The organism is Bacillus safensis (assembly GCF_039619585.1).
In the GTDB taxonomy this organism is placed as follows: Bacteria; Bacillota; Bacilli; order Bacillales; family Bacillaceae; genus Bacillus; species Bacillus safensis.
This window is the reverse complement of sequence record NZ_CP154909.1, coordinates 108,809-124,668: the sequence shown is the minus strand read 5'-3', so window position 1 is coordinate 124,668 and position 15,860 is coordinate 108,809. Positions and strand designations below refer to the sequence as shown.

Sequence of the window (15,860 nt, the reverse complement as noted above, 5' to 3'; positions counted from 1 at the left end):
GAATAGTTTTTTTAGTTTGGTATAAATCCTACCAGCGGTAGTGAGCGAATGCTTTGTTCGCTTCTGCCATTTTGTGTGTATCTTCACGTTTCTTAACAGCAGCACCAGTGTTGTTAGCTGCGTCAAGGATTTCGTTAGCAAGACGCTCTTCCATCGTTTTTTCTCCACGAAGACGAGCATAGTTTACTAACCAGCGAAGACCTAAAGTAGTACGGCGGTCTGGGCGAACTTCTACAGGAACTTGGTAGTTAGCTCCACCTACACGACGTGCTTTAACTTCAAGAACTGGCATGATGTTTTTCAAGGCTTGTTCGAAAACCTCCATCGCTTCATTACCAGTACGTTCTTTGATGATATCAAATGACTTGTAGAGGATTGTTTGTGACTTTCCTCTTTTACCGTCGATCATCATTTTGTTGATCAAACGAGATACAAGTTTAGAATTGTAAATTGGATCTGGCAATACGTCTCTTTTTGCTACAGGACCTTTACGTGGCATCTGAATAGCCTCCCTTCTCTTTTAAAAGGATTTCTATCTGTCTCTCATCTCAATATCATTGTCAGCTGCCTGACTCCACTGATCTGATATCAACTTCTAAAAACCCTTATGTTTGTTTGTATTATTTGCTTTGTTTAGGGCGTTTTGTTCCGTATTTAGAACGTCCTTGCATACGACCGTCAACTCCGGCAGTATCAAGCGCACCACGAACGATGTGGTAACGTACACCCGGTAAGTCTTTTACACGTCCGCCACGGATAAGTACTACACTGTGCTCTTGTAGGTTATGTCCGATACCAGGAATGTAAGCTGTTACCTCAATCAGGTTAGACAAACGTACACGAGCATATTTACGTAGTGCTGAGTTTGGTTTTTTCGGTGTCATTGTACCGACACGAGTACAAACCCCGCGCTTCTGTGGAGATGTTACGTTAGTGTGCTCTTTTTTGAAACTGTTGTATCCTTTGTTAAGTGCAGGTGACTTTGAGTTTTCAACTTTACTCACGCGTCCTTTGCGTATTAGCTGATTAATTGTAGGCATGTTGTTATTCCTCCCTTCATTACTTTTTTTATAACCCACATACCCAGGTGGTTCATCAAAAGGCAAAAAACAATGCTTTTGCATTTTATACATGCAAAAACAAAACAAGTACGCTATAACATAATGGCAACAGCTGCTGCCCCAACTTCAATTCCGCAGGCCTTGCCGAGCTTTTTCATGGAATCTACCACTAAGATGTCTACACCCTTCTCTTGCGCTAGTTTCAATACACTAGCGGTTAAAGCAGGATCAGCATCTTTCGCTACGACGACTTCCTTAACTGAATCTCGTTTCAGAGCTTTTACTGTTTGCTTCGTACCAATAATAATGGATTGAGCCTGTGATACTTTATCATAAGACATCGAATATCCTCCAAAGTAACAGGTTTTATTTTGAGCACCTTGGTTATATTATCATCATGGCAGAAGGATGTCAATATCGTATGACAGATTATCTTGACATCCTTCACCATTTTTTGATGATTTTATAGGAATCTCACGAGAAAGATTACTCTACAGGAACCATGTCGTCAGACGGCTGCACTTGCGAAACCGGCTTAACTTTACGGTAGTTTGGCATTCCCGTTCCAGCAGGAACAAGTTTACCGATGATCACATTCTCTTTCAAGCCAAGCAGTTCATCACGTTTTCCTTTGATCGCCGCATCTGTTAGGACACGAGTCGTTTCTTGGAAGGATGCCGCAGACAAGAATGAGTCTGTTTCAAGTGAAGCTTTTGTAATACCAAGAAGAACTGGACGGCCTGTTGCAGGACGTTTGCCTTCGAATAGTACTTTTTTGTTCGCTTCAGTGAATTGATGTACATCAAGAAGTGTGCCTGGTAATACATCTGTATCCCCTGCATCAGCGACACGCACTTTACGAAGCATTTGGCGAACCATTACCTCTACGTGCTTATCTCCGATTTCTACCCCTTGCATACGGTATACTTTTTGCACTTCATGAAGCAGATATTCTTGAACAGCTGTCATGTCAGTCACTTTAAGAAGTTCTTTCGGATCGATCGAACCTTCTGTAAGTACTTGACCACGAGTAACTGTGTCACCTTCAACAACTTTCAGACGTGCATTGTAAGGAGCTGTGTAAGAACGAGTTTCAACTTCGCCTTGAACCACAATTTCCTGCTGCTTGTCACGAACATCGTTAATTTCAGCAACGACACCATCAATTTCAGAAATTGTCGCTTGCCCTTTCGGATTACGCGCTTCAAATAGCTCTTGGATACGAGGTAGACCTTGTGTGATATCGTCTCCTGCTACCCCACCGGTGTGGAACGTACGCATTGTAAGCTGTGTTCCTGGCTCACCGATTGATTGTGCAGCGATGATTCCAACTGCTTCACCGACTTCAACGTCAGTACCAGTTGCAAGGTTACGGCCGTAGCATCGTTTACATACACCATGAGGCGTGTTACATGTAAATGCAGAACGGATCCATACTTCCTCAATTCCTGCTTCAACTACTTCAAGTGCTTTATCTTCATCAATTAGTTCGTTTTCGGCTACGATGACTTCGCCTGTTTCAGGATGAACAATTGGTTTTCTTGCAAAACGCCCGATCAGACGTTCTTCAAGTTTCTCAATAATTTCATTTCCTTCTTTAATGGACTTCGCCAAGATTCCACGGTCTGTACCGCAATCTGTTTCACGGATGATGACATCCTGTGCAACGTCAACGAGACGACGCGTGAGGTAACCTGAGTCAGCTGTTTTAAGGGCTGTATCGGCAAGACCTTTACGCGCACCGTGAGTGGAAATAAAGTATTCCAATACGGTTAAACCTTCACGGAAACTAGATTTAATCGGAAGTTCAATGATACGTCCAGCCGGGTTGGCCATCAGACCACGCATACCAGCCAGCTGAGTGAAGTTAGATGCGTTACCACGCGCTCCAGAGTCACTCATCATGTAGATTGGGTTGACTTCATCAAGGGACTTCATCAGTTTACCTTGGATGACATCTTTAGAAGAACTCCAGATTGAAATAACTCTCTCATAACGCTCTTCTTCAGTAATCAAACCACGTCTGAATTGCTTCATGACGTTATCTACTTTTGCTTGTGCTTCTTCAAGGATCTTCTGCTTATCATCTAGTACGACGATATCAGACACACCAACCGTAATACCGGCTTTAGTAGAGTATCTGAAACCAAGATTTTTCATGCGGTCAAGCATTTTAGATGTCTCAGTGATATGGAATCTCTTAAAGATTTCCGCAATGATTTTCCCTAAAATACCTTTTTTGAACGGCGCATTGATTTCTTGTTTCTCGATCGCAGCTTTTACATCCTCACCTTTTTCAAGGAAGAAACGATCAGGCGTTTTTTCTTCAATATTGCTCTTTGTCGGCTCATTCATGTATGGGAATGATTCCGGTAAGATTTCGTTAAAGATTAGTTTTCCAACTGTTGTAATCAACAATTTAGAACGCTGTTCATCAGTGAATGTCACATTCTTCAACGAGCTAGCTGCAACAGCTACACGTGTATGAAGATGCACATAACCATTTTGATAAGCTAGAAGGGCTTCGTCAGTGTCTTTGAAGACCATACCTTCTCCGATAGCACCTTTGCGCTCAAGTGTAAGGTAGTAGTTACCGAGCACCATATCCTGAGATGGCGTAACAACTGGTTTTCCATCTTTCGGGTTCAAAATGTTTTGAGCAGCAAGCATTAAGATACGAGCTTCAGCTTGAGCTTCAGCAGATAATGGTACGTGAACCGCCATTTGGTCACCGTCAAAGTCAGCGTTGTAGGCTGTACATACAAGTGGATGAAGACGAATTGCGCGTCCTTCCACAAGTGTAGGTTCAAACGCTTGAATACCAAGTCTGTGAAGAGTCGGTGCACGGTTTAGTAAGACTGGATGCTCACGAATAACTGATTCTAAAACATCCCATACTTCCGGCTGCACGCGCTCAATTTTACGCTTCGCACTCTTGATGTTGTGAGCTAATCCTTTTTCAACAAGCTCCTTCATCACGAATGGTTTGAATAATTCAAGAGCCATTTCTTTCGGAAGTCCACACTGATACATTTTCAAATGTGGTCCTACGACGATAACAGAACGTCCAGAATAGTCAACACGTTTACCAAGCAAATTTTGACGGAAACGTCCTTGTTTCCCTTTCAGCATGTGAGAAAGAGATTTCAATGGTCGATTTCCTGGTCCTGTTACTGGTCGGCCTCTACGTCCATTATCAATCAAGGCATCGACAGCTTCTTGAAGCATACGCTTCTCGTTCTGAACGATGATGCTTGGCGCGCCAAGATCTAATAAACGCTTCAGACGATTGTTACGGTTGATGACACGACGATAAAGGTCGTTCAAGTCAGAAGTAGCAAAACGTCCACCATCAAGCTGAACCATTGGACGTAATTCTGGCGGAATAACCGGAAGTACATCAAGAATCATCCAAGATGGTTTGTTTCCTGAGTTACGGAAGGCTTCTAATACTTCAAGGCGTTTGATCGCACGTGTACGGCGTTGTCCTTGAGCAGTTTTCAGCTCTTCTTTCAGTGTATCTACTTCTTTTACAAGATCGATATCTTGAAGAAGTTTGTTGATTGCTTCTGCACCCATAGCTGCTTGGAATGTATTACCGTATTTATCTAAATAAGCACGGAATTCTTTCTCAGAAAGAAGTTGTTTCTTCTCAAGCGGTGTGTTGCCCGGATCTGTCACGACGTAAGAAGCGAAGTAGATCACTTCTTCTAACGCACGTGGTGACATATCAAGAACAAGACCCATACGGCTTGGGATACCTTTGAAATACCAAATGTGGGAAACTGGGGCAGCCAGTTCGATATGCCCCATTCTCTCACGACGGACTTTTGCCCGTGTTACTTCTACACCACAACGGTCACATACAACACCCTTATACCGAACGCGTTTATACTTCCCACAATGACATTCCCAGTCTTTTTGCGGTCCGAAGATACGTTCACAAAAGAGACCATCTTTTTCAGGTTTCAGTGTACGATAGTTAATCGTTTCAGGCTTTTTCACTTCACCAAAAGACCAAGAACGGATTTTATCAGGTGATGCGAGACCGATGTTCATATACTCAAAATTGTTCACATCTAGCAAGGGGCCTACCTCCCTTTTAATCTTCGGGTTATACCCTAGTCACTTGCTCTAATCGTTTCTGCTATTCTTTTGTGACTGCGTCACGTTCAAGATCGACAGGTGCGAGGTCTGCAGCATCTTCGTCATTAGATAACGCTAATCCGTCTGCTTTCTTCGTTTCCTCATCGTCTTCTAAATCTCTCATTTCTATCTCTTCTTCATCGCCAGATAGGATTTTCACATCCATACCTAAACTTTGAAGTTCTTTGATTAACACTTTGAATGATTCAGGGACACCTGGTTCAGGTACGTTATCCCCTTTGACGATGGCTTCGTATGTTTTCACACGACCCACAACGTCATCTGATTTAACTGTTAAGATCTCTTGAAGTGTATATGCTGCACCGTAAGCTTCAAGTGCCCATACTTCCATCTCTCCGAAACGCTGACCACCAAACTGTGCTTTACCGCCAAGTGGCTGCTGCGTAACAAGTGAGTATGGTCCAGTTGAACGAGCGTGAAGTTTATCGTCAACCATGTGAGCCAGTTTGATCATGTACATGATTCCGACAGATACACGGTTGTCGAATGGTTCACCAGTTCGACCGTCATAAAGGACTGTTTTCGCATCACGGGACATACCTGCTTCTTCAAGCGTTTCCCAAACATCTTCCTCGCGCGCACCATCAAATACTGGTGACGCAATGTGGATGCCAAGGTAACGTGCAGCCATACCCATATGAAGCTCAAGTACCTGACCGATGTTCATACGAGATGGTACCCCTAGAGGGTTCAACATGATATCGATCGGTGTTCCGTCTGGAAGATAAGGCATATCTTCTTCTGGAAGGATTTTAGAGATAACCCCTTTGTTACCATGTCGTCCGGCCATTTTGTCACCTTCAGAAATCTTACGTTTCTGAACGATGTATACGCGGACTAATTGGTTTACACCTGGAGGTAATTCATCTCCATCTTCACGGTTGAAGACTTTTACATCGTGGATAATTCCGCCGCCGCCGTGTGGAACACGCAGTGACGTATCGCGAACTTCACGAGCCTTTTCACCGAAGATTGCATGTAATAGACGTTCTTCAGCTGTTAGTTCAGTTACACCTTTAGGCGTTACTTTTCCTACAAGAAGGTCTCCATCTTTTACTTCTGCACCAATACGGATGATTCCGCGCTCGTCAAGGTTGCGTAAAGCATCTTCCCCAACGTTTGGAATATCACGAGTGATTTCTTCTGGTCCAAGCTTTGTATCACGAGCTTCTGATTCATATTCTTCAATATGAATAGACGTGTAGACGTCATCTTTTACAAGGCGCTCACTCATGATGATCGCATCCTCGTAGTTGTAACCGTCCCAAGTCATGAATCCGACCATAACATTACGTCCTAGAGCCAATTCACCTTTTTCCATAGAAGGTCCGTCTGCAAGGATTTCTCCTTTAACGACTTCATCTCCAACACTTACGATAGGACGCTGGTTGTAGCAAGTCCCTTGGTTAGAGCGGACAAATTTCAGCAGGCTGTATTTGTCTAGGTTTCCTTTGACTTGTTGTCCGTCAACGTCTTCATAACGGCGAACCCAAATATTTTTTGCTTCTACACGTTCTACAACACCTGGATAGCGGCAGATGACAGCAGCACCAGAGTCTTTACCTGATACGTACTCCATCCCTGTACCAACAATCGGTGATTCCGGCTGCATCAAAGGCACAGCCTGACGCTGCATGTTTGCTCCCATTAGAGCACGGTTAGAGTCATCGTTTTCTAAGAATGGGATACATGCTGTCGCTGCAGAAACAACCTGCTTTGGCGAAACGTCCATGTAGTCAACGCGGTTTCGAGGAACAACGGTGTTTTCCCCTCTGAAACGAGCAATGATATTATCATCGATAAACGAACCATCATCAGCTAACTGAGCGTTCGCTTGTGCTACTACGTAGTTATCCTCTTCATCAGCAGTTAAGTAATCGATTCTCGGTGTCACTTTACCAGTTTCAGGATCAACCCGGCGGTAAGGTGTTTCGATAAATCCGAAGCGATTCACTTTTGCAAATGAAGATAGAGAGTTGATCAAACCAATGTTTGGACCCTCTGGTGTTTCAATCGGACACATACGTCCATAGTGAGAGTAGTGAACGTCACGAACTTCCATTCCTGCACGCTCACGTGTCAAACCACCCGGTCCAAGCGCTGACAGACGACGTTTGTGCGTCAATTCAGCAAGCGGGTTTGTTTGATCCATGAACTGAGAAAGCTGAGAACTACCAAAGAACTCTTTGATAGAAGCGATCACAGGACGAATGTTGATCAGCTGCTGAGGTGTGATCGTGTTTGTGTCTTGAATCGACATTCTTTCACGAACAACACGCTCCATTCTGCTTAAACCAATACGGAATTGGTTTTGCAGAAGTTCACCTACAGAACGCAGACGACGGTTACCAAGGTGGTCGATATCATCTGTGTCACCTACACCATGAAGAAGGTTGAAGAAGTAACTGATTGATGCAATGATGTCAGAAGGCGTGATGTTTTTCACAGCTTCCTCTACATATGCATTTCCAATCACGTTGATCACTTGCTCGCCTTCTTGATCAGTCGGTGCATAAATCTTAATAGATTGAAGTTCTACTTCATCTTCTACTACGCCACCATTAGGATAAAGCTTTCTAAATCCGATGCCGTTTTCTAAGTATGGAAGAACTTTATCAAGAACTCTTCTGTCTAAAATTTGACCTTTTTCTGCTAGAATTTCACCTGTTTCAGGGTCAACTAACGTTTCAGCCAATTTTTGATTGAACAGTCTATTTTTAATATGAAGCTTCTTATTAATCTTGTAGCGTCCAACATTTGCTAGGTCATATCTCTTCGGATCGAAGAAGCGAGAGTCTAGCAAGCTTTTCGCATTTTCAACAGTTGGCGGCTCTCCAGGACGGAGGCGCTCGTAGATTTCGAGAAGTGCTTTATCTGCATTCTCTGTATTGTCTTTTTCCAGCGTGTTGCGTAAGTATTCATTCTCGCCAATGAGGTCAAGAATCTCTTGATCAGAGCTGAAGCCGAGAGCACGCAAAAGAACCGTAACCGGCAACTTACGTGTGCGATCGATGCGTACATAGACTACATCCTTCGCATCAGTTTCGTATTCTAACCATGCGCCACGGTTTGGAATGACAGTCGCAGTAAAACCTTTTTTACCGTTTTTGTCTACTTTACCACTGAAATATACACTTGGAGAACGCACTAACTGAGAAACGATTACACGTTCCGCACCATTAATGATAAAAGTACCTGTGTCTGTCATGATTGGGAAATCACCCATAAACACATCTTGGTCTTTTACTTCTCCAGTTTCTTTGTTAATTAAACGAACTTTTACTCTTAGTGGAGCAGAGTAAGTTACATCACGTTCTTTTGATTCTGCTACAGGATACTTAGGATCCCCTAGGCTGTAATCAATGAATTCAAGAGAAAGGTTACCAGTAAAATCCTCAATTGGGGATATATCTTGAAACATCTCTCTAAGACCCTCATCAAGAAACCACTGATAAGAAGAGGTTTGAATTTCAATGAGATTTGGTAATTCTAACACTTCGCTTATGCGTGCGTAGCTTCTGCGCTGGCGGTGTCGTCCATACTGAACTAGTTGACCTGTCAACTGATTCACCCCTCAAATCATGCGTATTATATGTGTAAAAAGTATTTCTGTCTTTCAAATGTCAGTAAAGAAATACTTTTACAAGACAAAAGAAAAAAGGGTTTCTAAAATAAGAAAACCACATCCAAAAACAAATACCGATTTTATTAGTTTTCCCAAGTATGCATAATTTATACAAAATAGTTGTTTTTTAAGCCTATCAAGCAAAATATACACATTGGCATTTTATAATGTTAACACAGCTAGGAAACTGCGTCAAACTTTTTTAGCTTTGATGATATAGTAGCCCTTTTTTTTCAGCACAACCTCGACTTCTTCAAAGAGCTGCTCTAATTTTTCAATCGCAGATGGTCCACCTTGCTTTTTCTGAATAACCACCCACAACTCACCTTCCGGCAATAAATGATCAGCACTTTTTTCAAAGATCGCATGTACAACTTTCTTCCCTGCCCGTATTGGGGGATTGGTCAGTATAGAGGCAAAAGCAGCTGAGGAATGAACATTCGAGAACAAATCACTTTGATAGATGCGGACATTATCAATGCGATTATGTTTAGCGTTTTCCTTTGAAAGTTCGACTGCTCTTTCGTTCACATCAATCATATGAATGGTACGGCTAGTCATTTCGTTTGCTAACGATAAGCCAATCGGTCCATAACCGCAACCGACATCTAAGACATCGCCATCCAAATCAGGTTCTTCGAAAGCTTCAATTAAAAGCCTTGAACCAAAGTCGACTTCTTTCTTAGAAAACACTCCACTGTCACTTGTAAAAGTAAAGGTACGGTTTCTCAAGGTGAAGTCCCATGTCTGTTTATTGCTTTTCACTGATGGCTTTTCCGTATAATAGTGGTCACTCATGGTGAATGGACCTCCTCTGGATTCAATCGTTTCAGGAGATTAGAAAAGAAAAAGCCCGCCAGTAAAAGCGAGCTTTCCCAAAAGATTAGGCGAAGATTACTTAACTTCTACAGAAGCGCCAACTTCTTCAAGCTTAGCTTTAAGTTCTTCAGCTTCTTCTTTAGCAATACCTTCTTTAAGTGGTTTTGGAGTGTTGTCAACAAGTTCTTTAGCTTCTTTCAAGCCAAGACCAGTGATTTCACGAACCACTTTGATAACTTTGATTTTTTGGTCTCCAGCACCAGCAAGTACTAGATCAAAATCAGTTTTTTCTTCAGCAGCAGCACCGCCACCAGCAGCTACAGCTACAGGAGCAGCAGCAGTTACGCCAAATTCTTCTTCGATTGCTTTTACTAAGTCGTTTAACTCAAGTACAGTTGCTTCTTTAACTGAAGCAATGATTTCTTCGATATTTAAAGCCATTTGTAATTCCTCCATTTTAAGTTTTTTTACGTAAACGTAAAGTACGCATTAAGCGCCTTGTTCTTCTTTTTGATCTGCAACTGCTTTAGTAGCAAGAGCAAGATTACGAACTGGAGCTTGAAGAACGCTAAGCAACATAGAAAGTAAGCCTTCGCGAGACGGAAGTTCCGCAAGAGCCTTCACTTCTTCTACAGTCGCTACGTTTCCTTCGATGACACCAGCTTTGATTTCTAAAGCTTCGTGGCTTTTCGCAAATTCGTTGATGATTTTCGCAGGTGCGATAACATCTTCGTTACTGAATGCGATAGCGTTTGGACCTGTTAAGAAATCGTTTAAACCCGTTAGTTCAACTTGTTCAACTGCACGGCGAGTCAAAGTGTTTTTGTAAACTTTGAATTCTACGCCAGCTTCACGAAGCTGTTTACGAAGTTCAGTCACTTCAGAAACAGAAAGACCGCGGTAATCTACAATGACAGTAGACATACTATCTTTAAATTTAGAAGTAATTTCATCAACGACAACTTTTTTAGTATCGATTGCATTGCTCATGGTTACACCTCCTGTACATTCTTTGTGTAACACTTATACCGATCAGGCCATCACGTTCCTAACGAACGGTTCTCCATATAAAAAGCCTCCATTAAGACATGGAGGCTGTATATACAAGCATACGTTAACGTAAGACTGTGACATATACACCTCGGCGGGTTATTTAAGCCATAAGGCCCCTGCTGTCTACGGTATAAATGGACATTATTCTATTTTACAACATTTTGATATTATCAAAATGGTTGTCATAAGTCAAGAATTATTTTGCAGAGAAAGAAGATGGATCCACTTTCACGCCAGGGCCCATAGTAGATGTAACAGAAACGTTTTTCACGTATACACCTTTAGCCGCTGCAGGTTTTGCTTTAAGGATTGTGTCATAGATTGTTGCAAAGTTCTCAACAAGCTTTTCGTCCTCGAAAGAAACCTTTCCGATTGGCGCGTGGATGTTACCAGCTTTATCAACGCGGTATTCTACTTTACCAGCTTTGATTTCATTGATTGCTTTTTCAACTTCGAACGTTACAGTTCCTGTTTTAGGGTTTGGCATAAGACCTTTTGGTCCAAGTACACGACCGATCTTACCAACTTCACCCATCATGTCAGGTGTCGCAACGATTACATCGAATTCGAACCAGCCTTGTTGGATTTTAGTGATGTAATCAGAATCTCCAACGTAATCTGCTCCAGCAGCTTCTGCTTCTTTTGCTTTTTCGCCTTTAGCGAACACAAGAACGCGTTGAGTTTTACCAGTTCCGTTAGGAAGTACAACTGCACCGCGGATTTGTTGATCGTTTTTACGAGGGTCTACGCCCAAACGAAAAGCAACTTCTACAGTCGCATCAAATTTAGCTGTATTTGCTTTTTTTGTAAGAGAAACAGCTTCAGCTACATCATACGCTTTAGTACGATCGATCAGCTTAGCAGCTTCTACATACTTTTTACCTTTTTTAGCCATTATAAAAATCCTCCTTATGTGGTTTTAGCGGAATAACCTCCCACGAATAAGGGTTGCGAACTTGTCAAAACCAAACTCGCAACCCAACAAGACAAAAAATTAATCTTCGATGACAATACCCATACTGCGTGCAGTACCTTCAACCATGCGCATAGCTGATTCAACGCTAGCAGCGTTTAAGTCAGGCATTTTTGTTTCCGCGATTTCGCGTACTTTATCACGCTTAACAGTTGCCACTTTATTACGGTTAGGTTCACCAGAACCAGACTCAATACCAGCTGCTTTTTTAAGTAAAACTGCAGCAGGTGGAGTTTTAGTAATAAATGTAAATGAACGGTCTTCAAAAACCGAAATTTCAACAGGAATGATAAGACCAGCTTGGTCAGCTGTACGAGCGTTAAACTCCTTACAGAATCCCATGATATTAACACCGGCTTGACCTAGTGCAGGTCCAACTGGTGGAGCTGGGTTAGCTTTTCCAGCAGGAATTTGCAATTTAACAACTTTAACTACTTTTTTAGCCACGAGACACACCTCCTTAAAGTCCGTGATGTGGTAATAGGGGAATCCCCCTCCCACTCAACAACTTCATTCTTTATATGAATGACGAAATAACTAGCTAGCGATCTTGAGTGAACTCAAGACGTACCTTTGCTATATTACCACTTCTATACACTCATTTCAAGCTCTTTTAAATTACAATTTATCGATCTGCGTGAACTCAAGTTCAACAGGTGTTTCTCTACCAAACATATTAACGAATACTTTGACTTTGCTTTTATCGTAGTCAATTTCTTCAATAGAGCCAGTGAAGTTAGCAAATGGTCCATCGATGACCTTAACTGTTTCTTTCAGTTCAAAGTCGATTTCTGTTTTGCGTTCTTCAAGACCCATTCTCTTCAGAATGGTTTCAGCTTCGCCTGGCAGCAGCGCAGTCGGCTTTGATCCTGAACCAGCTGATCCAACGAATCCAGTGACACCTGGTGTATTACGAACAACATACCAAGAGTCGTCAGTCATCACGATTTCCACTAGGACATAGCCAGGGAATACTTTCTTTTTGACGACTTTTTTCTTACCATTTTTAATATCCGTTTCTTCTTCTTCTGGTACGACGACGCGGAAGATTTTATCCTGCATGCCCATTGATTCAACACGCTTTTCCAAGTTCGCTTTTACTTTGTTTTCATAGCCAGAGTACGTATGCACAACATACCAATTCTTTTCCATTTTCGTTCAGGACTATTTAGTCCTTCCCTCCCCACATTTCATAATGTCTATTTGACGAATCTCGAGTACCGGTAAATATTTTCAAGCAATTGAAAAAACCCGTAAAACGGGTTTTTTGGCAAGTCATATTATGATCTATTATAGCACGTTCAGCAGACCATTATTCAAGTATTAATGAATTAATTCGATTAATTGTGAGATTCCTATATCAAGAAAAGAGAAAAAGATGGCAAAGAATACGACTGTTAAAATAACAGTGATTGTGTAGCGGACCATTTCGTTCTTCTTTGGCCAGCTGACCTTTTTCATTTCTTTTCCGACACTTTTTAAGAAACTGATAATACGCATGTAAAAGACCTCCACAGATTAAAGAACGCAAATCTTACTTCGTTTCTAAATGTGTTTTATGTGAATTACAAGTCTTGCAATATTTCTTAACTTCTAATCTTTCAGCTGCTGAAGCAACACTTTTCATTGTCGTATAATTGCGGCTTCCGCAGTCTTTACAGGCTAGAGTAATCTTTTTCCTCATATTTACACCTATTTTCTCGACATCATTTCATTAGTACCTTATCACAGTGTCGAAAAAGCTGTCAATATAGGTTTGATTAGAGACTAATCTCGCGAAGCTCTAAATATTTCTCTAATTTTCTCTTTACTCTTTGGAGTGCGTTATCAATTGATTTCACATGACGGTTTAAATCTTCAGAAATCTCTTGATAGGATCTGCCATCAAGATAAAGCACAAGTACCTTTCTTTCCAGCTCGCTTAGCAGTTCACCCATCTTCATTTCGATATCATCAAATTCTTCTTTGCTAATAATTAAGTCTTCTGGGTTAAGCGCTTTAGCACCGGAAATGACATCCAATAATGTTCTGTCCGATTCTTCGTCGTAGATCGGCTTGTCTAATGATACATAGGAATTTAACGGGATATGTTTTTGGCGAGTAGCTGTTTTAATTGCGGTGATAATTTGGCGGGTAATACATAATTCTGCAAAAGCCTTAAATGAAGTAAGCTTGTCCTCTCTGAAATCGCGAATAGACTTATAAAGTCCGATCATTCCCTCTTGGACAATGTCCTCTCGATCCGCTCCTATCAAGAAATAAGATCTTGCTTTCGCACGTACAAAATTGCGGTATTTCGTTATTAAATAATCTAGCGCATCACTATCTCCGACATGAACCCTTTCAATGACTTGTTCATCTTCCAACTGGCAAAATTGCTCTCTGATGGACTTACCCTTGCTGTTGTTTAGATTCACTTCGATCCCCCCGACCGCACCTAGATAGAAATATTATACATTAATGGTTGAAATATCGTCAAGCTATTCCAGATTCCCGCGCCGCCATTTTTCAAACGTTTTCAATACATCTTCTGACAATTCAATCTTAGATGCTGGTTTATCAGAAGTAATCTTTTTGACCCTCGTTTCAATCTTTCGTTCTATCACTTCAATCTCTCTTAAAAGCTCACGAGCCGACTTCCGAAGAGCTCCTTGTCCAAAAATAGCCCATTGTTCCGTAAAATCTGAGGTTGCCACATGAATTTGCGTCCGTATATTATTCAAATCCTGCGCCAGCTTTTCAATCCGCTCATCCGCCGTTTCATTCTCTCTCGTAAAGATGACCTCTACTCGGTGGTTGGTCCGCTTCTTTTCAATTCCTTTGACCATATGGGCATCGAATACGACAATGACTCGATACCCTGTGTATGCTTGATATTCTGCTAAATGTTGAATCAGTACGTCTCTGGCTTCTTCAAAGCTGTTTTCCTTTAAGTGCTGCAGCTGAGGCCATGCACCTATCATGTTGTATCCATCGACTAAGAGGATATCCATCTCTATTCTCCTAACGGATAACGTTTTCGATACACTTCATACATCAATAAACCAGCGGCAACTGATGCGTTTAACGAAGTAACCTTCCCGGCCATAGGCAGTTTAATCAGAAAATCACACTTTTCCTTAATCAATCGGCCAATTCCTTTTCCCTCGCTGCCAATCACAAGAGCCAGCGGCATCGTGCCATCAAATTGTCTGTAATCCTGTTTAGCAGACGCATCTGTTCCCGCAACCCAGATTCCTCTTTCTTTCATTTCATCAAGGGCTCTTGAAAGATTGGTCACTTTTGCGACAGGAATATGCTCAATTGCTCCAGTGGATGCCTTAGCAACTGTTGTTGTTAGACCGACCGCTCTCCTTTTCGGAATGACAATCCCGTGTGCACCTACAGCATCTGCCGTTCTCATAATAGATCCTAAATTATGCGGGTCTTCAATCTCATCTAAAATCAGAAAGAAAGGCTGTTCATTACGCTTTTCAGCGATTTGATACAGGTCGTCCAATTCTGCATATTCATATGCTGCTACTTGTGCAACGATTCCCTGGTGCTGACCTGTAACCATTTGATCAAGCTTTTTCCTCGGAACATACTGAATGGTGATATTTTGCTTTTTAGCGAGTTCAATGACCTGCTGGGCTTGTCCTTTTACAGTGTTTTCTGCCATCCAGAGCTTGTATAACTCCCGATCTGACTTCAGTGTCTCAATCACTGCATTTTTCCCAATGACATAATCATGTTGCTGACTCATTTGTCTTCCTCCCTGACGTTCCGATTTCAATCGCCTGACCAATCAGCTCTTCTAAGCGTTCGTCCTGCTTTTCGATAAATAAATAACCCATGAGCGCTTCAAACGCTGTACTATAACGATACGTTTGAACGTCTGTGTTTTTAGGCACTGTGCCTGATTTTGCGTTTCTTCCTCTTTTCAGCACCGCTTCTTCTGCTTCAGTGAAAAAGCCTTGCTGCTGAAGCGTAAATAAAATAGCAGCCTGTGATTTAGCTGAAACAATTTTGCTTGCTCGTTTGTGCAGCTCATTTGGTTTTGTCGCCCCCGTTTGGAGGAGGTGATGCCTCACATATACTTCAAAAATGGCATCACCCATATAAGCCAGCGCAAGTCCGTTCAGCTGTTTACCGTCTTTCAGCTTTTCAAAATTCAACATTG

General features: G+C 41.9%; 17 protein-coding genes and 1 other annotated feature. All 17 genes read right to left on the bottom strand.

The features are described from left to right. Positions 1 to 28: 28 nt before the first annotated feature. On the bottom strand, positions 29 to 499 hold the full coding sequence (gene rpsG / locus AAYR28_RS00675) for a 30S ribosomal protein S7 (protein WP_003216884.1): 471 nt from the start codon (positions 497 to 499) through the stop codon (positions 29 to 31). A gap of 121 nt (positions 500 to 620) precedes the next feature. Further along, positions 621 to 1,040 (bottom strand): 30S ribosomal protein S12, encoded by a 420-nt coding sequence (gene rpsL / locus AAYR28_RS00670; RefSeq protein ID WP_003216962.1) that lies wholly within the window; start codon positions 1,038 to 1,040, stop codon positions 621 to 623. Positions 1,041 to 1,153: 113 nt separating this feature from the next. Next, positions 1,154 to 1,402 (bottom strand): 50S ribosomal protein L7ae-like protein, encoded by a 249-nt coding sequence (locus AAYR28_RS00665; RefSeq protein WP_024425593.1) that lies wholly within the window; start codon positions 1,400 to 1,402, stop codon positions 1,154 to 1,156. 145 nt (positions 1,403 to 1,547) lie between these two features. Beyond that, positions 1,548 to 5,147: a DNA-directed RNA polymerase subunit beta' gene (rpoC, locus tag AAYR28_RS00660; RefSeq protein WP_041115160.1), complete on the bottom strand. Its 3,600-nt coding sequence runs from the start codon at positions 5,145 to 5,147 to the stop codon at positions 1,548 to 1,550. A gap of 61 nt (positions 5,148 to 5,208) precedes the next feature. After that, positions 5,209 to 8,790: a DNA-directed RNA polymerase subunit beta gene (gene rpoB, locus AAYR28_RS00655; RefSeq protein WP_024425866.1), complete on the bottom strand. Its 3,582-nt coding sequence runs from the start codon at positions 8,788 to 8,790 to the stop codon at positions 5,209 to 5,211. Between the two features lie 255 nt (positions 8,791 to 9,045). Then, the gene (locus tag AAYR28_RS00650; RefSeq protein WP_034283897.1) at positions 9,046 to 9,651 is read right to left on the bottom strand and encodes a class I SAM-dependent methyltransferase; all 606 of its coding nucleotides are present in this window, start codon (positions 9,649 to 9,651) and stop codon (positions 9,046 to 9,048) included. A gap of 96 nt (positions 9,652 to 9,747) precedes the next feature. After that, entirely contained in the window at positions 9,748 to 10,113 is a 366-nt protein-coding gene (rplL, locus tag AAYR28_RS00645) for a 50S ribosomal protein L7/L12 (RefSeq protein ID WP_008345418.1), read from the bottom strand. A 48-nt stretch (positions 10,114 to 10,161) separates the two neighbouring features. Then, entirely contained in the window at positions 10,162 to 10,662 is a 501-nt protein-coding gene (gene rplJ, locus AAYR28_RS00640; protein ID WP_024425590.1) for a 50S ribosomal protein L10, read from the bottom strand. A 69-nt stretch (positions 10,663 to 10,731) separates the two neighbouring features. Then, positions 10,732 to 10,872 (bottom strand) — a sequence feature (ribosomal protein L10 leader region). Between the two features lie 49 nt (positions 10,873 to 10,921). Then, positions 10,922 to 11,620, bottom strand: a complete 699-nt coding sequence (gene rplA, locus AAYR28_RS00635; protein ID WP_017359164.1) for a 50S ribosomal protein L1 — start codon at positions 11,618 to 11,620, stop codon at positions 10,922 to 10,924. A gap of 99 nt (positions 11,621 to 11,719) precedes the next feature. Further along, on the bottom strand, positions 11,720 to 12,145 hold the full coding sequence (rplK, locus tag AAYR28_RS00630; RefSeq protein WP_003216956.1) for a 50S ribosomal protein L11: 426 nt from the start codon (positions 12,143 to 12,145) through the stop codon (positions 11,720 to 11,722). A gap of 171 nt (positions 12,146 to 12,316) precedes the next feature. Continuing rightward, positions 12,317 to 12,850 (bottom strand): transcription termination/antitermination protein NusG, encoded by a 534-nt coding sequence (nusG, locus tag AAYR28_RS00625; protein WP_003217197.1) that lies wholly within the window; start codon positions 12,848 to 12,850, stop codon positions 12,317 to 12,319. Between the two features lie 171 nt (positions 12,851 to 13,021). After that, on the bottom strand, positions 13,022 to 13,198 hold the full coding sequence (secE, locus tag AAYR28_RS00620) for a preprotein translocase subunit SecE (protein WP_008345422.1): 177 nt from the start codon (positions 13,196 to 13,198) through the stop codon (positions 13,022 to 13,024). 34 nt (positions 13,199 to 13,232) lie between these two features. Beyond that, positions 13,233 to 13,382, bottom strand: coding sequence for a 50S ribosomal protein L33 (gene rpmG, locus AAYR28_RS00615; protein WP_008356502.1), 150 nt, complete (start codon positions 13,380 to 13,382; stop codon positions 13,233 to 13,235). 76 nt (positions 13,383 to 13,458) lie between these two features. Then, a complete protein-coding gene (sigH, locus tag AAYR28_RS00610; RefSeq protein WP_008345424.1) occupies positions 13,459 to 14,115 on the bottom strand; it encodes an RNA polymerase sporulation sigma factor SigH in 657 nt (218 codons plus the stop codon). A 63-nt stretch (positions 14,116 to 14,178) separates the two neighbouring features. Next, positions 14,179 to 14,691 (bottom strand): ribosome-dependent mRNA decay endonuclease Rae1/YacP, encoded by a 513-nt coding sequence (gene rae1, locus AAYR28_RS00605; protein ID WP_024425589.1) that lies wholly within the window; start codon positions 14,689 to 14,691, stop codon positions 14,179 to 14,181. A gap of 2 nt (positions 14,692 to 14,693) precedes the next feature. Then, a complete protein-coding gene (rlmB, locus tag AAYR28_RS00600; RefSeq protein ID WP_024425588.1) occupies positions 14,694 to 15,443 on the bottom strand; it encodes a 23S rRNA (guanosine(2251)-2'-O)-methyltransferase RlmB in 750 nt (249 codons plus the stop codon). Next, complete coding sequence (locus tag AAYR28_RS00595; RefSeq protein ID WP_024425587.1) at positions 15,427 to 15,858, bottom strand: Mini-ribonuclease 3; 432 nt, start codon at positions 15,856 to 15,858, stop codon at positions 15,427 to 15,429. Before AAYR28_RS00595 ends, rlmB begins: the two co-directional genes overlap by 17 nt. Positions 15,859 to 15,860 lie beyond the last annotated feature (2 nt).